This is a genomic window from Xanthomonas arboricola (assembly GCF_003353015.1).
Taxonomy (GTDB): Bacteria; Pseudomonadota; Gammaproteobacteria; order Xanthomonadales; family Xanthomonadaceae; genus Xanthomonas; species Xanthomonas arboricola_E.
On sequence record NZ_QREM01000007.1, the window covers coordinates 387,107 to 407,034 of the forward strand.

The window sequence follows — 19,928 nt, forward strand, 5'->3', positions numbered from 1 at the left end:
GCCATGCGTCACGCACGCCGTGACGCGCCATCCTTCCTCGTTGCATCCGTCGTATCCCTGCCAGGAGAACGCATCATGAGCAGCACACTGCAGACCGCCGAACAGATCCAGCACGACTGGGACAGCAATCCGCGCTGGGCCGGCATCACCCGCAACTACACCGCCGCCGATGTAGTGCGTTTGCGCGGCACCGTGCATGTCGAGCATTCGCTGGCGCGGCTGGGCGCGGACAAGTTGTGGAACGCCTTGCACGCCACGCCGTTCGTCAATGCACTGGGCGCATTGACCGGCAACCAGGCGATGCAGCAGGTCAAGGCCGGTTTGAAGGCGATCTACCTGTCGGGCTGGCAGGTCGCCGCCGATGCGAACCTGGCCGGGCAGATGTACCCGGACCAGTCGCTGTATCCGGCCGACTCGGTGCCGGCGGTGGTCAAGCGCATCAACAACACCTTGTTGCGGGCCGATCAACTGCATCACGCCGAAGGCAACGACGCCATCGACTTCCTGCAGCCGATCGTGGCCGATGCCGAAGCCGGCTTCGGCGGCGTGCTCAACGCCTTCGAGCTGATGAAGGCGATGATCGAAGCCGGCGCGGCCGGCGTGCACTTCGAAGATCAGCTGGCATCGGTGAAGAAGTGCGGCCACATGGGCGGCAAGGTGCTGGTGCCCACCCGCGAGGCGATCGAAAAGTTGAATGCCGCGCGTCTGGCGGCCGATGTGCTGGGCGTGCCCACGCTGCTGATCGCGCGCACCGATGCCGAAGCCGCCGATCTGATCACCAGCGACGTGGATGCCAACGACCAGCCCTTCACCACCGGCCAGCGCACCGTGGAAGGCTTCTTCAAGACCCGCAACGGGCTGGATCAGGCGATCAGCCGCGGGCTGGCCTATGCGCCGTACGCGGACCTGATCTGGTGCGAGACCGGCAAGCCGGACCTGGAATTTGCGCGCGCCTTTGCGCAAGCCATCCACGCCAGGTTCCCCGGCAAGTTGCTGGCCTACAACTGCTCGCCGAGCTTCAACTGGAAGAAGAACCTGGATGACGCCACCATCGCCAAATTCCAGACCGAGCTGGCGAGCTATGGCTACAAATTCCAGTTCATCACCCTGGCCGGTTTCCATGCGCTGAACTACGGCATGTTCAACCTGGCGCATGGCTACGCACGCCGCCAGATGAGCGCCTTCGTCGAGTTGCAGCAGGCCGAGTTCGCGGCGGCCGAGATGGGCTTCACTGCGGTCAAGCATCAGCGCGAGGTGGGCACCGGCTATTTCGACGCGGTCACGCAGGCGATCCAGCAGGGCCAGTCGTCCACCACCGCGCTGCGTGGCTCGACCGAGGAAGCGCAGTTCCACGGCGAAAAGGCAGCGTGACGCGGCGCAGGCGCTTGCCGGCTGGCTGCGGCATCGGTCGGAGTGCGCGGCCCTTGCTCCTGGCCAGCCCGTAGCAACGATGCGCGCAGCGTAGAAGGCGTTCGCAGCGCTGGTGCTCCGTGCAGGCTGCCGGCACGCCACTGCTGGTGAGGGAGATGGGCCCGGGCAACCGGGCCCATTTTTCTGGCTCCGCTGCGATGTCTCTTAGGGAATGAGAATGAGTGTGACCTGGTGCTGAACAAAGCCCTGCTGTACGATGCCAAGGCAGGCCGGCGCTGCAGGTCGGTCTTAGGGATTTGGATGACGTGCCATAACACTGCCGGCGCAGTGGAGCCGACGGGGAGCGTTGCAAAGACGCTGTCGGACGGTCTGCATGCGCTGATGACTGCCGAAGAACTGGCGTTTTTCGCCCGCTTTGGCCGCGCCCGCGAGTTGACTGCCGGTCAGGCGTTGTTCGAGCGCGGTGCGGTGGGCACGCAGATGTTCATCGTGGTCAGCGGCCAGATCGATCTGGATTTCGGCGAAGACCTGATGCTCAAGCACCTGGGGCCGGGCGAATTCTTCGGCGAACTTGGCCTGCTGATCGGCGACCACGCGCGCAGCGCGGGCGCCAGTGCATCCACCGATACCCGCCTGATCGAGCTGGCGCACGAGGACTTCCAGCGCCTGGTCGATCACGACCCAGCGATGGTGGCGCATTTCCTGCGCCGCTCCATCGTGCGTGTGGTCAACAACGAGCAGTTGCTGATCCGCCAGTTACGCCGCCGCAACCACGATCTGGAAGCGGCGCTGGACAACCTCTACGTCACTTCGCACCAGCTTAACCATACCGAAGAACTCAGCCGTACCGACGAGCTCACCGGCCTGCATAACCGCCGCGGGCTCGCCCTGCATCTGCAGGAATGCCGACGCGTCGGCCGCGTGCCCGGCGTGGGCCTGATCCTGATCGACTGCGACCGTTTCAAGCGCATCAACGACGAATTCGGCCATCTGGCTGGCGACCGCGTGCTGCAGAACATCGCCCACGCGCTGCGCTCGGTGATCGCCGATGGCGACCTCGCCTGCAGACTGGGTGGCGACGAATTCTGCGTGCTGGTCGCGCAAGGCACCCGGGAGCTGCTGCACCACATCGGCGAATGCATCGTGCGCGCGGTGGAAGCGCGCCTGTGCAACGGCCAGAGCGAGCAGGGCTGCTCGGTCAGCCTGGGTTTGTGCATGATCGACCCCGACGCGGCATGGAACGACTGGTACACGCTGGCCGACAGCGCGTTGTACGAGGCCAAGCGACAGGGCGGCAACGTGCTGTGCATGCATGAAGCGCTGGCGTCGGGCCTCATGCCGCCATCCGGCAACGCCACCACGTCGGACAATCGCTGAGCAATGAGCCCCCGCACCCACGCACGCAAGGATGCGTCGTCGGAAGCGATCCAGGCGCCGCGCTTGCGCACCTTGTTGCTGACCGACCTGTGCGACTCGACCGCGCTGGTCGAACGCATCGGTGACAACGCTGCGGCCGCGTTGTTTCGCGAGCACGATCGGCTGGTGGTCAAACTGCAGCAGCAGTGGCGCGGCCGGCTGATCGACCGTTCGGACGGATTGCTGTTGCTGTTTGATCGCCCCATCGACGGCCTGGGCTTTGCGCTGGACTACGCACGCGGCCTCAAGGCGATGGGCGATGCCCGCGCGCTGACGCTGTGCGCCCGCCAGGGCCTGCACGTCGGCGAAGTGCTGACCTGGCGCAACAGCGACGAAGCGGTGAGCATCGGTGCCAAACCGCTGGAAGTCGAAGGCCTGGCCAAGCCCACCGCCGCACGCCTGATGTCGATGGCGCGGCCCGGGCAGATCCTGTTGTCGGCGGTGGCCGAGTCATTGACCCACCGCGCCGCACGCGAACTGGGCGACCGCGGCGAACGCATCCTGTGGAAATCCCACGGCCGCTGGCGCTTCAAGGGCGTCCCCACGCCAATGGAGATTTATGAAGTCGGCGAAGTCGGCCTGACGCCATTGCGCACGCCGAAGAATTCGGCGAAGGCCTGGCGCGATGTTCCGCTGTGGCGGCGGCCTGCGGCGTTGGCGACAGAGGTCGTATTGATTCTGGTCACGGCCGGCGTGCTCTGGTTCTTCGGACGTCCGGAACCTGCAATCGCATTTGCCGAGCGCGACTGGGTGGTGGTTGGCGATCTACATAATCTTACCGATACCCCGATGCTGGATGAGCCGTTGCAGCAAGCATTGCGGCTCAGTCTCCAGCAATCCAAGCACGTCAATCTGATCTCGGAGAAACGCGCGCACGACATGCTGGAACTGATGAGGCAGAGTGACCTCGCCAAGGTCGATCGTGCACTCGGTGCACAGATAGCAATGCGCTCGGGAGCAAAGGCATTGATACTGCCAAGCGTGGCCGATGTTGGCGGAAACCTCCGATTCACGGTGGAGGTGATCGATCCGGCGACACAGGCAACGGTATACATGTACAAATCCGAAGGGCGCGGCCAGCGCACGCTGCTTTCATCCATCGACATCGTCAGTTCCAATCTACGTGAGGGACTCGGCGAAACACTCGCTTCCATCAAGGCAAACTCCGCCCCTCTTCCAAGCGTATCAACCGCAAATATGAATGCGTTGAACGCATATGCGCTTGGACAGCGCGAGTTTGGTGTCGGGCATTATCTGCGCGCACGCGACTACTACCTGCGGGCCGTGGAACTTGACCCGACGTTTGCATTGGCCAATGTAGGCGTTGCGCGTTGTTACTTCTATCTGGAGGACACCCCGGTCGGGTTGCCGTATCTCGAACGGGCCATCAGCTTTCGCGCCAAACTTCCACCGCGCGAGCAGGTGTACCTCGACGCGTGGTATGCGCAGATCAAGGACCCGGCAAACGCCTACGAGAAATGGATGCAGATGGCCAATCTGTATCCCGACGATTTTGCCGCAGCCGAAAACACGGCATACGCGTTGGAGGTACGCAATCGCTACAACGAGGCGCTTGTGTATGCCAAGCGCGCGGCATCGTCACGCTACGATTTTGATCCGCTTTCCCTGGAACTTGTCGGTCGGATGCAGTTGGCTTTGGGGAAAACCAGAGAAGCATTGGCGACGTTCCGCTCCGCCAGATCCTCAGGTCTAGCTTCAGCAGCGGTATGGGAAGCAGTCACCCTGGCGGTGATGGGTGACTTCCAGGGCGCGCATGCCATCTGGCCTGCAGAAGATCGCCTGGATGTGGCGTATTTCGATCAGGTTTCAATTTATCTTGACGAAAAACGCAGCGGAAAAGCACTTTCAGAGATAGAGCGCCTTTCCGGTGCGATTGATCATACATCGACGCGATACCGGCAATCACTGGTTGCAAAAGCTGCTACGCAGTATGCACAGGGAGACCACGCAGCGGCGCTGGCGACCATCAATGAAACATTTCCTGCAGCCTTGTCGAGTATTGCAACGAGCGGAGCTGGTGTCACACAGCGCTCCGATGCAGTGGTTGCGGCATCTCTAGCGCTGCTGAGCCAGCGATTGGGACATACCGTTGCAGCCAACACAGTCCTCCAGGCCCTAACGGCCAGGCCGGAGCTGGCGAAGATGCCCTCGGTGGCCGAACAGATACTGTTACTGCGCGCACGGGCGGCTCTTCTCGAAGGTCATGCCAATGAGGCCGTGCAGCTGCTGATGCCTCATCTTGATGGAACCGAAGCCTACCAGTACCACGTCGTTCTAAAGGAAGCTTATCTGGCCCTGGATGACAAGAACGCCGCATCCACCGAAACTAGATGGCTAAAAAATGCCCATGGCAGAGCGTATGCGGAGTTTGGTGGGTGCGGATGGTGTCAACAGCCAATGAACGTATTTGACGCAGCAATGGCTGGCGGCAAGTAAAACAATGCTTACCTGCCACCACGCGCCATCATTTCTTGAGTTGTGGGGAGGATCCCGATGGAACATTCAGCCGAATTGGTTGCATGTTGGCCGCGGAGGTCAGGCTGGCGTAGATGTCATCACGTGCCTGCGCAATGGTGGCCTTGTCTGCCAGCTTTTCTACTTTGAGCTGCGACGCAAGCTGGTCGATGTCTTCTGCTAAGTGGCCTACCTGTAAGAGGGCGGCTTTGGGATCGTTTTTGAATAGCTCGCGGAACTGATCATCAGTTGCCAGTAGATCCAATAGCCTATGCGCAACCTCCGGCTTCAGTGGGGTAGGGCGCTTGTCTGTCTCGGTCATGCTCGTCAACGGTGAGGAAGTCTTCAAGAAATCTAATTCCTGACCGTTAGAAGATCAATCTAAAGATGAGTGTTGAAGCATGCGGGTGAGGCGCTGTGCGGTTGTCTATCTTGAGCCGAGAGAATCCATAGAGATTGACCTTGCCGATCTTTGTGCCGGAGGCTCGGGCGCTTCGCGAATGCAGCGTTGGGTTGCGCTCGCTCCGCATCTGGACTCGGAATGTGTGGTGACCGAGGCAGAGATACTGGTACTGGGCCGCCTCAGTCCGAGCCAATGGCAGGAGGGGGACACGGCCGGAGAGGTTGCGACTGTCAAAGCACTGGCGGAAAAGGGTTTGCTGTTGACGGATGATTCGAGCGCTCATCTGGCACAGCAGCGTGATGCCGTGCAGCGCAAGAGCCAGTGGCATCCGCTTGCAGCCACCTATCATGCGTTCACGCGCTGGAACGATGTTGACTCTGCGCAGGCCGCAAAGGATGCTGGAGCCGAAACAGCAGCCGCATTGCTCAAGACCTTCGGACCACCACCTCCCGAGCAGATCCTGCGTGGTACGGCCGAGCAGATCTGCCTTCCGCGTGCCGTCGACGGCTATCTGGATACCGTGTTACGTCGGCGGACGACGTGCAGGAACTTTGATGCCGACGCACGCATGGAGCATGCAGTTTTCGCAAAAATCATGGAGCGGACCTTTGCGGCAAATGCTCTGCTTGAAGCAGATGCAGAGACCGTTTTCCTGAAGCGCTCAAGTCCATCGGGAGGCGGGCTGCATCCGTTGGATGCGTATCTCTTCATCAGAAATGTGTCGGGCCTTGCAGACGGGATCTATCACTATCTCCCGATCAATCACGCCCTTGAGCCGCTGAACGTCGATGTGCCGGATCTGCAGGGTGTGGCGCTAGGCATTCTGGCTGGGCAGGATTGGTTCGCCAACGCGCACGTGATCGTTGCGCTATGCCCGCGCTACTACCGCAACTTCTGGAAGTACCGCATGCATGCTAAAGCGTACCGGGCACTTGCCTTGGAAGCGGGCCATTTTTCCCAAACGCTTTACATCGCAGCGACAGATCTGGGATTGGGGGCTTTCGTCACCTGTGCGATCAACGAAATCCAGGTCGAAGCACTGCTTGGACTTGAACCGATCATGGAAGGTGTCCTGGCAATTTGTGGGTTCGGTATGCGCGGTGACGTCATGGAGACGATGGAACTGGATCCAAACAACGAGGTGTGGGCCTGCAACCAGTTTTTCGCAGATAATTGAAATGCAGTGTGGTGGCGGCCGCACAAGGTCGTCGGCATCGCGCTAGTACTCCGGACTCAAACAGGACTGGTAGATCTGATCGTTCTGTATCGATCAATGCTCAGCACGCATTGACAGATGGCGAGGAGGCAATACCTGTCTAGGCAGGACCGGCGGCCAAGCCGCCGGTCCCCCCGACAATACCTGCAGATGCCAATGCGACGCCAACGCATCCTTGGTGGGTGGCGCTACGTCCGCAGACCTACCGCCGAATCGCCTGCGTATGCGTCTTCAACGCTTCGCTCAGGCCGTTCACCTTGTCGGCGCCTTCCGGCACGGTGATGCTGGAGCCGGCCAGGTCGTTGCCGATCGGTTGCACGCGGCCGCCCAGGCACTGGCCCAGGAACCCCTCGGTCACGGCGTTGAAGGCCTTGCTGTTTTCCGGGCGCCGGAAGCCGTGGCCTTCGTCCGGGAACAGCACGTAGGTGACTGGAATGTTCTTGGCCTTCATCGCGTTGACGATCTGGTCGCTCTCGGCCTGTTTGACGCGTGGGTCGTTGGCGCCCTGGCCGATCAGCAGCGGCTTGCTGATCTTGTCGACATGGGTGAGCGGTGAGCGTTCGGCCAGCCACTGCTTGCCGGCCTCGGTGGCCGGGTCGCCCATGCGCTTGGTCAGCTGCTTGTAGAAGCTGGCCCAGTAGGGCGGCACGGTGCCGAGCAGGGTATTGAGGTTGGCCGGGCCGACGATGTCCACGCCGCACTTGAACGCGTCGGGGGTAAAGGTCAGGCCGACCAGCGTGGCGTAGCCGCCGTAGCTGCCGCCCATGATCGCCACGTCCTCGGGCCTGGTCACTCCCTGCTTGACCGCCCATTGCACCGCGTCGAGCAGGTCGTCGTGCATCTTGGCGGCCCACTCGCCGTTGCCGGCATTGGTGAAGGCCTTGCCGAAGCCGGTGGAGCCGCGGAAGTTCACCGCCAGCACCGCATAGCCGCGATTGGCCAGCCATTGCTCATACGGCCCGTAGCCGTAGCTGTCGCGCGCCCACGGGCCGCCATGCACGAACAGCACCAGCGGCACCGGCTTGTCGGCCTTGCCGTCGTGATTGGCATCGGCCTCGGCGGGCAGGGTGAGATAGCTGACCAGCTTGAGGCCGTCGCGGGCGGTCAGTTCCTGCGGCCACATCGGCACCAGCGGCTTGCCGTCGAGCGCGGGGCGGGCGGAGAACAACTTGGTCAGCTTGCCGCCGTCTGCACGGTCGTAGCGGTAGTAGGTCAGCGGTGTTTCCGCCGCCGAATACCCCACGATCCAGATGCGATCGTCGAGCGTGCGTGCGGCAACGCTGGCATCGCCGCTGCCGAGCGACCTGAGCTTGTGCAGGTCGCCGGCAATGCCGGTGTCCAGCGCCGTCCACTCCTCGCGCAGGTAGTCGCTGGACACCGCCTGCACCACGCCGGTCCTGGGGTCGTTCAAGGTGGCGCCGACATCGGTGCGCGGGTTTTCGAACAGCAGCGTGCGGGCGTTGCTGGCAGTGTCGATGGCATACAGCGCTGCGGTGTCGCGATTGCGCGAATCCTGCATGTAGAGCGTCTTGCCGTCGTCGGTCAGGCCGTCGGGCGAGGTGTTGCTGACATCCTCGAACGGGATGCGGTCCACGCTCTTCCAGCGCTTGCCGTCCGGCACCAGCAGCTCCCTGCCCGCATCGTCGGTGGCGCGCGTGGCATAGCGCAGCTGGTAGTTGCCATCGAGCAGGTAGGAATCCAGGCTGTCGGTGTTCTGCTGCACCAGGCTGCGCTTGCCCGAGGCCAGGTCCACCCGATACAGGTCATGCCATTTGGGGTCGCGGTCGTTCATGCCGACCATGATCGAGTCGGGGTGCTGCGCGCTGACGCGATACACCTCGGCGTTGGTCTTCTTGAACGGGGTGAGGTCCTTGCTGCTGCCATCGCCCAGATTCACCGAGAACAGATGGAAGTCTTCATCGCCCCCGTTGTCGCGCAGGTACAGCAGCGTGTTGGGTTGATAGGTCCAGAAATAAGTGCGGATGCCGCGTGCGGTGTCCTTGGTGATCGCGCGTGCCTGGTCCGGCGCATCCACCGGGGCGACCCAGACATTGAGCACACCGTCCAGCGGCGCGACCCAGCTGAGGTACTTGCCGCCCGGGCTGATGCTCACGTTCGCCCGCTCCGGGTTGCCGAACAGCGCATCGCGGGTGATCAGTCCGGGTGGCGCCGCGGGTGCCGCAGCAGCCGGGGCCGGTGCGGCGGCCTTGTCGCTGGCAGGCGCGGCTTTGTCGCTGCAGGCGGACAGCGCGAGCAGCATGCTGGAAACAACAAGCAGGCGTTTCATGGAGGTCTCCGGTCTGGGGTGCGGCCAGTCCAGCCGCTTGGTCCACGCTAGGGCCAAGGTCCGTCCCTGCGAACGTGCCGTTGGTCACGCCGCGCTGCGCCGCTACGCAGACGCGGACACGAATTCCACCAGCGCGACACCCTCGGCGACCAGTTCGCCTTCCGCCACCAGATACGCCGCCACGGTGCCGTCGCTGGGCGCGTGCAAGGTGTGCTCCATCTTCATCGCTTCGAGCACCACCAGGGCCTGTCCGCGGGTGACCGGCTGCCCTGCCGGGGCGACCAGCGACACGATGCGGCCCGGCATCGGTGCGGTCAGGCCGCCGGCGTCGTGCGCGGGCTGATCGGCCTCGAGCAGCGCGTCATGGTGGCGGAAGCTCGCCCGCTGCGTGGCATCGCGTAATGTCAGTGCGTTGCCGTCGCGCAGCGCCTGCATGCGCCATTGCCGGCCATCCATGTCCACGCGCAGTGCATCGCCCTGCAGGTGGTAGCGCAGCGTGCGGATGTCGCCCGCGCAGGTGACCTGCCAACCATCGCCGAGCGGGCGCACGCCGAGCTGGCGGCGCTCGCCTGCGGCTTCCAGCGTCACGGTGTGTGCCGCATGCGCGCCGACGCGCCAGCCGTCGGTGTGCTGCCAGGGCGAGAACGGGTCGGCTGGGTCGGCAGCGGCTTTCGGCAACGCGTCTGCGATCAATGCTGCCGCCAGGCACCACCAGGCGTCGACCGGACTGGCCGCATCGGCAAACAGCGCTGCCTGCTCGCGTTCGATCAGCGCGGTATCCAGATCGGCCGACGCAAACGACGCCGTGTCGATCAGGCGCGCAAGAAACGCGCTGTTGGTGGTGACGCCCACCGCATGGAACTGCGCCAGCGCCTGGCGCATGCGCGACAACGCGGCGGGGCGGTCCACATCCCACACGATCAGCTTGGCAATCATCGGGTCGTAATACGGGCCGATGCTGTCACCTTGCTCCACCCCGGCATCGATACGTACATGCGCGCTCGCTGCGGGAAACTGCAGCTGGCGCAGCGTGCCGGTGGAGGGCAGGAAGCCGCGGTCGGCATCTTCGGCATACAGGCGCGCTTCCAGCGCATGTCCATGGATATGCAGTTCCTGTTGACGCAGCGGCAGCGGTTCGCCCGCGGCAACACGCAATTGCCACTCGACCAGATCGGTGCCGGTGATCAACTCGGTCACCGGGTGCTCGACCTGCAGCCGGGTATTCATTTCCATGAAATAGAAATCGCCATCCGGGCCGGCAATGAACTCCACCGTGCCGGCGCCGACATAGCCCACGGCGCGCGCGGCATCCACCGCGGCCTGGCCCATGGCAGCGCGGCGTTGTTCGCTCATGCCGGGAGCGGGCGCTTCTTCCAGCACTTTCTGGTGCCGGCGTTGCACCGAGCAATCGCGTTCGAACAGATAGACGACCTCGCCCCGGGTGTCGCCAAAGACCTGAATCTCGATATGGCGCGGCCGCTCGACGTACTTCTCCACCAGCACCTGCGCATTGCCGAATGCCGACTGCGCCTCGCGCTGGCAGCTGGCCAGGGCCTCTTCGAATGCCGCGCTGGCATCCACCCGGCGCATGCCCTTGCCGCCGCCGCCGGCGCTGGCCTTGATCAGTACCGGATAGCCGATCGCATCGGCCTGCGCACGCAGGAAGGCCGGCGCCTGTTCGTCGCCGTGGTAGCCCGGCGTCAACGGCACGCCGGCGCGTTGCATCAGCGCCTTGGCCGCGCTCTTGTCGCCCATTGCGCGGATGGCTGCCGCCGGCGGGCCGATAAACACGATGCCGGCCTGCGCACAGGCATCGGCAAACGCCGCGTTTTCCGACAGAAAGCCATAGCCGGGATGGATCGCCTGCGCGCCACTCCTGCGCGCGGCATCCAGGATCGCATCGCCACGCAGATAACTCTGCTGCGCCGGTGCGGCGCCGATATGGATCGCTTCATCGGCCAGCCGCACATGCCGTGCGTCGCGGTCGGCGTCCGAGTACACGGCCACCGTCGCGATGCCGAGCTTGCGACAGGTAGCGATGACCCGGCAGGCGATCTCGCCGCGATTGGCGATCAGGATCTTGTCGAAAGAGGGCTGTCTCGCTGCGGCGGTGGAGTCGCGCTGGGTCATGGCAAGATTCTCTGCACTCCGCCATGGCGGAGTGCACTGCGATGGAAAGACGGTTGCATGGAGTGCGCAGGGCATGGTGCGATGGCCGACGCCGCCGCGGTGCCCCAACGCAACTCGCTGCTTGAAGCAGGCAACGTGCGCGCACTCATGGAATGCTCCAGGCAATACGCGGCACGGCGTGTGCACGTGCACCTGCATGGGCAGTGCCGGGCAGTGAAGAGGCGCACGTGCAAGCGGGCATCATCAGCTCACATCCGGAACACGCCGAAGCGTGTCGGCTCGATCGGCGCATTCAACGCGGCCGACAGCCCCAGCCCCAGCACGCGACGGGTATCGGCCGGGTCGATGATGCCGTCGTCCCACAGGCGTGCGCTGGCGTAATACGGATGTCCCTGCTGCTCGAACTGCGCACGGATCGGTGCCTTGAACGCATCTTCCTCTTCGCCCGACCAGGCGCCACCCTTGGCTTCGATGCCGTCGCGGCGCACCGTGGCCAATACGCTGGCGGCCTGTTCCCCGCCCATCACGCCGATGCGCGCATTCGGCCACATCCACAGGAAGTTCGGCGAGTACGCGCGGCCGCACATGCCGTAATTGCCGGCACCGAACGAGCCGCCGATCACCACGGTGAACTTGGGCACCTTGGCACAGGCCACCGCCATCACCAGCTTGGCGCCGTCCTTGGCGATGCCGCCATGTTCGTATTTGCGCCCGACCATGAAGCCGGTGATGTTCTGCAGGAACACCAGCGGAATGCCGCGCTGCGTGCACAGCTCGATGAAGTGCGCCCCCTTGAGTGCGGACTCGGAAAACAGGATGCCGTTGTTGGCGATGATGCCCACCGGGTAGCCATGCAGATGCGCAAAGCCGGTGACCAGGGTGCTGCCATAACGCGGCTTGAATTCGTCCAGCTGCGAGTCGTCGACGATACGGGCGATCACCTCGCGCACATCGAAGGGCTTGCGCGTATCGGCGGGAATCACGCCATACAGTTCGTCGGCGGCATAGCGCGGCGGCAGCGGTGCCTGCAGGGCCAGCGATGCTGCCGGCTTGCGCCAGTTGAGTTGGGCGATGATGGCGCGCACGCGTGCCAGCGCCTGCAGGTCGTTGTCGGCAAAATGATCGGCCACGCCGGAGATGCGCGTATGCACATCCGCACCGCCGAGTTCTTCGGCACTGACTTCTTCGCCGGTGGCCGCCTTGACCAGTGGCGGACCGCCGAGGAAGATGGTGCCTTGCTCGCGCACGATCACCGTTTCATCGCTCATCGCCGGCACGTACGCACCGCCAGCGGTGCACGAGCCCATCACGCAGGCAATCTGCGGAATGCCGCTGGCCGAGAGGTTGGCCTGGTTGTAGAAGATGCGCCCGAAGTGGTCGCGGTCGGGAAACACTTCATCCTGCAACGGCAGGAACGCGCCGCCGGAATCGACCAGGTAGATGCACGGCAATCGGTTCTGCTGCGCGATCTCCTGCGCGCGCAGATGCTTCTTCACCGTCATCGGGTAATAAGTGCCGCCCTTGACGGTGGCATCGTTGGCCACGATCACGCATTCCACCCCGGACACCCGTCCGATGCCGGCCACCACGCCGGCGCAGGGCACCTGGTCGTCGTACATGCCGTGCGCGGCCAGTGGCGCGATTTCCAGCAAGGCGCTGCCCGGATCCAGCAAGGCATCGATGCGCTCGCGCACCAGCAGCTTGCCGCGTGCGGTGTGCTTGGCACGCGCGGCATCGCTGCCGCCCAGCGCGGTGTGCGCCAGCGTGCGGCGCAGATCCTCGATCACCGTGCGCATGGCCGCAGCGTTGTGTTGGAAGCTTTCGCCGCTGACCTGCAGCTGGCTGGTGATCACGCTCATGGTGGCTCCGTCAGGCGGTGCGTTCGAACAGCTCGCGGCCGATCAGCATGCGTCGGATCTCCGAGGTGCCCGCACCGATCTCGTACAGCTTGGCATCGCGCCACAGGCGCCCGGTGGGGTAGTCGTTGATGTAGCCGTTGCCGCCCAGCACCTGGATCGCCTGGCCGGTGAGCCAGGTGGCCTTTTCGGCGGCGTAGAGAATCGCCCCGGCCGCATCCTGGCGCGTGGTCAGCCCCGCATCGCAGGCACGCGCCACCGCATACACATAGGCGCGGCAGGCATTGAGCCCGACGTACATGTCGGCCAGCTTCGCCTGCATCAACTGGAAGGTGCCGATCGGCGCGCCGAACTGCTTGCGCTCGTGCACATACGGCAGCACCACATCCATCGCGGCGGCCATCAGGCCCAGCGGGCCGCCGGCCAGCACCACACGCTCGAAGTCCAGGCCCGACATCAGCACGCGCACGCCGCCGTTGAGTGTGCCCAGCACGTTCTCGGCCGGCACTTCGCAATCGTTGAATACCAGCTCGCAGGTGTTGGAGCCGCGCATGCCCAGCTTGTCGAGTTTCTGCGCGGTGGAAAATCCCTTCATGCCCTTCTCGACGATGAAGGCGGTGATGCCGCGTGCGCCGGCGGCCGGGTCGGTCTTGGCGTACACCACCAGCACATCGGCGTCCGGGCCGTTGGTGATCCACATCTTGCTGCCGTTGAGCACGTAGCCGTCGCCGCGCGCATCGGCGCGCAGCGTCATCGACACCACATCCGAGCCGGCGCCGGCCTCGCTCATCGCCAGCGCGCCGACGTGCTCGCCAGTGCACAGCCTGGGCAGGTAGCGCTGCTTCTGCTCGGGCGTGGCGTTCTTGCGCAGCTGGTTGAGGCACAGGTTGGAATGCGCGCCGTACGACAGGCCGATGGCCCCGCCGGCCCGCGAGATTTCCTCCATCGCCACCACATGCGCCAGGTAGCCCATGCCGCTGCCGCCGTAGTCTTCTTCCACGGTCAGCCCGAGCAGGCCTTGTTCGCCGAACAGGCGCCACAGTTGCGCGGGAAAGACATTGTCCTGGTCGGCTGCGGCCGCGAGCGGGGCAATATGGTGGCTGGCAAAGGCCGCCACGCTCTCGCGCAGCAGATCGATCTCTTCGCCAAGCGCGAAATTCAGGGACGGCACGTGCATGGAGCGACTCCGCAGGGATCGGGATGTGCCGGGTGGGAGCGGGCTGGCCGCACGGCGCTTGTGCGCAGCCTAGCGGTCCGCAGTAAAAAAGTGAACTAAAATTCAACTATTGAACCAAGAATCACACCATGGCTTATCGACGCTCCGCCCTGATGGAAGAACGCCTGGCCGGCAACCGCGAACGCATCCTGCACGCCGCGCGCGCGCTGATTGCCGAAGGCGGCTACCGCAACGCCCCGGTGACCGCCGTCGCTGCTGCCGCCGGCGTATCGACCGGGCAGATTTACCGACATTTCCCGTCCAAGGCCGAGCTTTTCGTGGAAGTTCTCAACGAGGCCGTGCAGCGCGAGATGACCATCCTGCGCGCCATCGCCACCACCCAGGCCAGCGCTGCCGAGCGCCTGCGCAACGCGATCGCCACCTTCGTGCGGCGTGCACTGGCTGGCCCCGCACTGGCATACGCCTTCATCGCCGAACCGGTGGAGAGCGAGGTGGATGCCGAGCGCATCCGCGGCCGACGCCTGTTTGGCGAGGTGTTCCGCCAATTGCTCGCCGAAGGCGTGGCGGCCGGCGAGTTCCCCGAGCAGCCGCTGGATGCAGCGGCCGCCTGCATCGTCGGCGCCTTCACCGAGGCCCTGGTGGGACCGATCGCCCCCAGTCGCAGCGACCCGCAGCAGGGCGAGCAGCTGGCCGAGGCAATCTGCGGGTTCTGCCTGCGCGCGGTCGGTGCGCGCCAGCCCGCGGGCTGACGATGCACTGACCGGGCGTCCAGCTGGGCTGTCGCAATGCGCCTTGCTGTGCATATACTGTGCACTCGTCCTGCTGGAGTCGTGCGATGGTCGCCGTTCTCAACCCCCTGGCCCTGACCGAACGCCTGCGCGTGCCGGATCGCACCATCCTGTCGCCCTCGGCCATGGCCGGCCTGCTGGACCTGTCGCAACAGGAGCTTGCCGAGCTGGCCGGCGTGCACCGCAACAGCCTGCGCGTGCATCCGGAAAGCCCGCGCGTGCAGGACCTGCTGCGCAACCTGTCGCGCCTGCTGGTGGCGATGACGCAAGTCCAGCCGGACGAACGCCAGGTGGTGTTCCATCTCAAGAACACCCCGATTCCGGCGTTTGAATTCGCCACCTTGCTGGAAGTGGTCAAACAGGGCCGCACCGACGATGCGTTGACTTACCTGCGCACCGTCGCTGCGGGGGCAGCCGGTTGAAGCTGAGCGCCCCGGCGCACTGCACGCTGTATCGCGCCTTCACCCCGCGCTGGGCTGCCGAACCACTGAGCGGCGCCGGTGCGGCGCGCTCGGGCGGGCGCTTCAATCGTTTCGGCCAGCCAGCCCTGTATCTCTCGCTGCAACTGGAGACCGCTGCGGCCGAATACGCGCAGGCGGCGTTGTTCCTGCCGCCATTGACCCTGGTCAGTTATGCCGCCGACCTGCCGGCGCTGGCCGATCTGCGCCTGCTCGATGCGAGCTGGGATCCGCTCTGGGCCGACTGGACCGAGGACTGGCGCAAGGCCCTGGTCAACAAGATCGAACCGGTGAGCTGGGTGCTCGGCGACCTGCTGCGCGAGGCGCAGATCCCCGGCGTGATCTTTCCCAGCATGGCGCTGCCCGACGGCACCAACGTGGTGGTGTTTCTGGACATGCTGCAGCCCGACCACGTGCTGCGCGTGCTCGACGATGGCCGCCTGCCGCGCGACGGGCGCAGTTGGGGCGACCCGCCGGTCGTGGCGTAGCGCCGTCCTTCACCCCGCCAACAGCTGCAGCGCACCCGCCAGCACCGGCGCGGCCACGGCCGTCGGCAGGATCAGTCCACGCCGGTACGGCAGCAACCACAGCGACAGCACTGCGGCTGCGCCGGTCAATGTGCCCAGCCACAGCACCGGGCCGATGCCCCAGCCCTGTGCGTGTACCGCCAGGCCGAAGGTGAGTAGCAACAGCAGCCAGCCCAGCACGCGCAGTTGCCGCGAACGCGCCGCGCCCAGCGTGCGGCCCCGAACTTCCTGCTGATGCTTGTCCACCGCCAGGCACAACGCGGCGAATCCGGAAAAGTTCAGCGCCAGCAGCAGCCACACGCTCATGCGCTTTCCTGCATCGGCACGCTGCCGGGCGCAGGTGCGGCGGCCGTGGCGCGCGCGCGGCGCGCCGATGCCGGCTGCGGTGCCTTCCACTGTTGCAGGCGCCATCCCGCGATCCCCAGGGACACCCCCAGCACCAGGCAGACCAGATCGACCCCCGCCAGCGTCCATTGCGCGGCCGGCAAGGTCACGCCCAGATGCACATCGGTGGTGACCGCATTGACCACCGGCACCAAGGCGAACAGGGCCGCGCCCAGATACAGCTGCCAGCTCCACATCGCGCGCCGTGGCCACACGAATGCGGCCAGCAATGCAGTGGCCCAGGCGGCAAAGAACAGGTTGGCCTCCATCGCCGCGCGCCCCTCCAGGCCCACCGGTACTACCCGGTTGGCCCAGAAGAAACTGGCAAAGGCGATCGGCAAGCCGGCGACCGTGCCGATGTTGAGTGCATCCACCAGCCGCAGCCCGAAGCCGATGCGTCCGGCCTTCAGGTGTTTGGGGCGTTCTTTCACCGCCCACATCACCACGCCGCTGGCCACCATCAGGCAACCGAGCAAGCCGGAGCCGAAGAACAGCGCACGCATCCATGGCCCGGCGAAGTGGGCGATATGCAGGCCCACCATCACCCCGCGCGTCTGGCTGGCACCGCCCGGCGGCCCGCTGCGCTGCAGGCGCCGGCCGCTGACCGCATCGAACAGGATGGACGGCGCATCGGTGGACAGACGACCGGACACCTGGGTCACGCCGACCGCAGCGTGCGCATCGTTGGGTAGCGACACCGCCACGTTGCCGACCTCGCCGCCGCGCCAGTCGCTGCGCGCACGCGCCACCAATTGCTCCAGCGGCAGCATGCGTGCCGGGGTACCGGATGCTTGTCGCGTATCGGCAACCCGGTTGGCGGACTCCTCGTAGAACCGCATTTCGTTATCGGGGTATTGCGCCTTGATGCCCCACGGCAGGTACATGAACATCAAGGTCACGATGCCGGTATAGGTGATCATCGCGTGGTACGGCAACGCGGTCACCGCGCTGACGTTGTGGAAATCCAGCCACGAGCGCAGGCCCTTGCCCGGGCGGAAGGTGAAGAAATCCTTGAAGATCTTCTTGTGCGTGATCACGCCGCTGATGATCGCCACCAGCATGAACATCGCGCAGAAACCGACGATATAGCGCGACCACATCACCGGCAGATAATGCAGGTCGAAGTGCAGCCGGTAGAAGAATTCGCCGCCCAGGGTGTCGCGTGCGGCGATCTCCTTGCCGGTGGCCGGGTCGATGATGGCGTTGCCGTACATCTGACCGCGGCTGGCCGGTTTGCCGTCGGCTGGCGCAGGGGTTTGCCAGTACATGCTGACCACCGGATTGCGCGTGTCCGGCAAGGTGATGTTCCAGCTCTGCGCATCGGCGGCATGTGTCTGCAGATACTGCTCGGCACTGCGCAGCGCGGTTGCGTTGCTCACCGGGGTGGTAGGCAGTTCCGGGCGCATCCAGCGGCTGATTTCGTCGCGGTAATAACTCGCCGTGCCGCCCATGAAGATCAGCAGCAACACCCAGCCGACCAGCAGCCCGGTCCAGGTGTGCAGCCACGCCATCGACTGGCGGAATCCCTGCTTCATGCCACGCCCCGTTGCAGCCATGCGGCCAGCGCGAACATCAGCGCCGCCGGAAGCGCGATGCCTGCCCACGCCCGCCATACGCTGGCCGTGGCAAAGGCCCACAGCGGGGCGCAGGCGCATACCACGATGCCGACCAGCATGCTGGTCAGCACCGCTTCGCTGCGTGGCATCGGCAAGACCAGCGCCAGCAGCAGGTTGGTGGCGCTGGCGAGCGCATAGCCGCCCAACATCGCCGCGAGCGTGCGTGCAAGCACGCCCAGCCAGGGACGCCTGAACCAGGGAAGCGGCAGGGACGGTACGCTGGACATCGGATCGGCGGCGCGTGTGGCCGGCTTACTCGGCCAGGAAGGTCAGCGTGCTGATGTGGTGGATCATCGCCACCTGCTTGCCGGCGATCTCGCGCTTCACCGGCTCCTTGTTGGTGGCGACCAGGATGTGCCGGCCGGCGCGCAACTTGGGCAGGGTCACCTGGCCCTTGGCATCGGAGGTCAGCGTCTTCTGCCACTTCTGCGGGTCGATCACCGTCACCTCGACCTTGGGCAGCGGCTTGTTGCGATAGAGCACGGTCAGCGTATTGCCGTTGGCGGCGGTGGGCACCAGCTCGAAATCGAGCTTGGCCGACGGCGTGGCGCGACCGGCGCGTGCGTAGTAGCTCACCGTCTCGAAGCCGCCGGCTTCGCCCTTCCACGGCTCGAACACGCTGTCGTCGCTCAGCCAGGCATCGCCGCTGCCGGACAGCGGCGCGGTGAGGAACTCGCTGCCGCGCTGCAGGGCGCCGGCCTTGCCGGCCGTGCCGAACACGGTCGGCTTGACCACGCGCTTGATCTCGTCTTCGCCGTGGTCGAGGGTTTCCTGCGCCGGCTCGCCGAAGTAGATGCGCACCGGGCCGCTGCCGTCGCGCTCGATCCAGATCTCGTGGGCCTGGGCAGACAGGCTGATGCTGGCCAAGGCCAGGCAGGACAGCAGGAAGGACTTCATCGCGGCGACTCCTCGTAAGCGGACCGGGCGAGGCGAGAACCGCGTCACCGTGGATTGATGGGAATGATACGCAATTCCACGAAACGAGACCAACGCGTCATCCGGGACTTTCGGGGGGTGGAGTCGCGCCCGGCCGTGCCCTCGAGCAGGCAGGTTCGGCGCCGGTCATGCGGCATCGCGGCAATTTGCCAGCGGCACGCGCGGTGCGTGCGCGCAAGACCTGCAGCCCGCCAAGCCGCAGGACGCATCGCTTCAATCACTGTCATGCACAGTGGCCAGACTGGCGCGAACTGTGCTCTATACTCCGGCGCTAGCAGAGGTCTTCGACCAACAGCCAGGGGTGAGCGCGTGCGGAATTACGACCTCGAGTTCCTGAAGAAATTCTCGATGGTGATCGGACTACTGGTGGTGATCACCCTGGGCCTGATTGCCCTGGCAGCCTATTTGCAACGCGCCATTCCCGACGAAGTCTCGCCCACCGCGGCCAAACGCGTGCAGCAACGCATCGCTCCGGCCGGCGCGGTCTATGCCGGCACCACCGGTGCGTCCGCACAGGCCGCGGCCCAGGCCGCAGCGCTGGCCAAGGCCGCCTCGCAGTCCGCCTACGGCGGCAGCACCGACGGCAAGACCATCTTCGACAGCCTGTGCACCGCCTGCCACACCACCGGCGTGGGCAAGGCGCCGACGCTGGACCATGCGCACTGGGACGCACGCATCGCCCAGGGCAAGGACACCTTGTACAAGCATGCGATCGAGGGCTACACCGGCCCGGATGGCGGCATCATGCCGCCCAAGGGCGGCAACCCGGCGCTGACCGAAGAACAGGTGCGGGCCACGGTGGACTGGATGTTGAGCAATCTGAAGTAAGTGCCCGAAGCAGCAGCACGCCCCTGAAAAAAGCGCCTGACACAAGCACCTGACACAAGT

At 65.0% G+C, this 19,928-nt stretch carries 17 protein-coding genes; 8 read left to right on the forward strand and 9 right to left on the reverse strand.

The genetic code is table 11. The annotated features are described in order from the left end of the window. The first annotated feature begins 75 nt into the window (after positions 1–75). The 3 genes from aceA to C0541_RS05090 all read left to right on the forward strand — a co-directional run bounded on the left by aceA (position 76) and on the right by C0541_RS05090 (position 5,244). Positions 76–1,371 (forward strand): isocitrate lyase, encoded by a 1,296-nt coding sequence (gene aceA, locus C0541_RS05080; RefSeq protein ID WP_115046337.1) that lies wholly within the window; start codon positions 76–78, stop codon positions 1,369–1,371. A 300-nt stretch (positions 1,372–1,671) separates the two neighbouring features. Then, entirely contained in the window at positions 1,672–2,748 is a 1,077-nt protein-coding gene (locus C0541_RS05085) for a GGDEF domain-containing protein (RefSeq protein ID WP_115046339.1), read from the forward strand. Between the two features lie 3 nt (positions 2,749–2,751). Then, the gene (locus C0541_RS05090) at positions 2,752–5,244 is read left to right on the forward strand and encodes a putative peptide modification system cyclase (protein WP_115046341.1); all 2,493 of its coding nucleotides are present in this window, start codon (positions 2,752–2,754) and stop codon (positions 5,242–5,244) included. 28 nt (positions 5,245–5,272) lie between these two features. Here C0541_RS05090 and C0541_RS05095 read toward each other — a convergent pair whose 3' ends face one another. Further along, positions 5,273–5,611, reverse strand: coding sequence for an NHLP-related RiPP peptide (locus C0541_RS05095; protein ID WP_153064958.1), 339 nt, complete (start codon positions 5,609–5,611; stop codon positions 5,273–5,275). A gap of 52 nt (positions 5,612–5,663) precedes the next feature. On the opposite strand from C0541_RS05095, the gene C0541_RS05100 reads away from it, so the two are divergent. Next, positions 5,664–6,842, forward strand: coding sequence for a putative peptide maturation dehydrogenase (locus C0541_RS05100; protein ID WP_115046345.1), 1,179 nt, complete (start codon positions 5,664–5,666; stop codon positions 6,840–6,842). A 241-nt stretch (positions 6,843–7,083) separates the two neighbouring features. On the opposite strand, the gene C0541_RS05105 is transcribed toward C0541_RS05100, so the two are convergent. The 4 genes from C0541_RS05105 to C0541_RS05120 all read right to left on the reverse strand — a co-directional run bounded on the left by C0541_RS05105 (position 7,084) and on the right by C0541_RS05120 (position 14,331). Continuing rightward, the gene (locus C0541_RS05105) at positions 7,084–9,168 is read right to left on the reverse strand and encodes a S9 family peptidase (RefSeq protein ID WP_115046347.1); all 2,085 of its coding nucleotides are present in this window, start codon (positions 9,166–9,168) and stop codon (positions 7,084–7,086) included. A gap of 102 nt (positions 9,169–9,270) precedes the next feature. After that, entirely contained in the window at positions 9,271–11,298 is a 2,028-nt protein-coding gene (locus C0541_RS05110; RefSeq protein WP_115046349.1) for an acetyl/propionyl/methylcrotonyl-CoA carboxylase subunit alpha, read from the reverse strand. A gap of 248 nt (positions 11,299–11,546) precedes the next feature. After that, positions 11,547–13,157 (reverse strand): carboxyl transferase domain-containing protein, encoded by a 1,611-nt coding sequence (locus tag C0541_RS05115; protein WP_115046351.1) that lies wholly within the window; start codon positions 13,155–13,157, stop codon positions 11,547–11,549. A gap of 10 nt (positions 13,158–13,167) precedes the next feature. Beyond that, the gene (locus tag C0541_RS05120; protein WP_115046353.1) at positions 13,168–14,331 is read right to left on the reverse strand and encodes an isovaleryl-CoA dehydrogenase; all 1,164 of its coding nucleotides are present in this window, start codon (positions 14,329–14,331) and stop codon (positions 13,168–13,170) included. Between the two features lie 128 nt (positions 14,332–14,459). Here C0541_RS05120 and C0541_RS05125 point away from each other — a divergent pair, with 128 nt between their 5' ends. The 3 genes from C0541_RS05125 to C0541_RS05135 all read left to right on the forward strand — a co-directional run bounded on the left by C0541_RS05125 (position 14,460) and on the right by C0541_RS05135 (position 16,065). Further along, positions 14,460–15,080, forward strand: coding sequence for a TetR/AcrR family transcriptional regulator (locus C0541_RS05125; RefSeq protein ID WP_115046366.1), 621 nt, complete (start codon positions 14,460–14,462; stop codon positions 15,078–15,080). An 86-nt stretch (positions 15,081–15,166) separates the two neighbouring features. Further along, positions 15,167–15,541 carry a hypothetical protein gene (locus tag C0541_RS05130; protein WP_010370465.1) on the forward strand — a complete coding sequence of 125 codons (375 nt, stop codon included), beginning with the start codon at positions 15,167–15,169 and terminating at the stop codon, positions 15,539–15,541. Continuing rightward, positions 15,538–16,065 (forward strand): RES family NAD+ phosphorylase, encoded by a 528-nt coding sequence (locus C0541_RS05135; RefSeq protein WP_115046369.1) that lies wholly within the window; start codon positions 15,538–15,540, stop codon positions 16,063–16,065. The genes C0541_RS05130 and C0541_RS05135 overlap by 4 nt, the downstream gene beginning before the upstream one ends. Before the next feature lie 9 nt (positions 16,066–16,074). Here C0541_RS05135 and C0541_RS05140 read toward each other — a convergent pair whose 3' ends face one another. Genes C0541_RS05140 through C0541_RS05155 form a run of 4 tightly spaced genes read right to left on the reverse strand, consistent with a single transcriptional unit; the run spans position 16,075 to position 19,001 of the window. After that, complete coding sequence (locus C0541_RS05140) at positions 16,075–16,410, reverse strand: DUF3325 domain-containing protein (RefSeq protein WP_115047298.1); 336 nt, start codon at positions 16,408–16,410, stop codon at positions 16,075–16,077. Continuing rightward, positions 16,407–18,023 (reverse strand): PepSY-associated TM helix domain-containing protein, encoded by a 1,617-nt coding sequence (locus C0541_RS05145; RefSeq protein ID WP_115046370.1) that lies wholly within the window; start codon positions 18,021–18,023, stop codon positions 16,407–16,409. The genes C0541_RS05140 and C0541_RS05145 overlap by 4 nt, the downstream gene beginning before the upstream one ends. Continuing rightward, complete coding sequence (locus C0541_RS05150; protein ID WP_115046371.1) at positions 18,020–18,331, reverse strand: DUF3649 domain-containing protein; 312 nt, start codon at positions 18,329–18,331, stop codon at positions 18,020–18,022. Before C0541_RS05150 ends, C0541_RS05145 begins: the two co-directional genes overlap by 4 nt. A 25-nt stretch (positions 18,332–18,356) precedes the next feature. Next, complete coding sequence (locus C0541_RS05155; protein ID WP_115046372.1) at positions 18,357–19,001, reverse strand: DUF4198 domain-containing protein; 645 nt, start codon at positions 18,999–19,001, stop codon at positions 18,357–18,359. 348 nt (positions 19,002–19,349) lie between these two features. Here C0541_RS05155 and C0541_RS05160 point away from each other — a divergent pair, with 348 nt between their 5' ends. Beyond that, positions 19,350–19,868: a c-type cytochrome gene (locus C0541_RS05160; protein ID WP_115046373.1), complete on the forward strand. Its 519-nt coding sequence runs from the start codon at positions 19,350–19,352 to the stop codon at positions 19,866–19,868. Positions 19,869–19,928 lie beyond the last annotated feature (60 nt).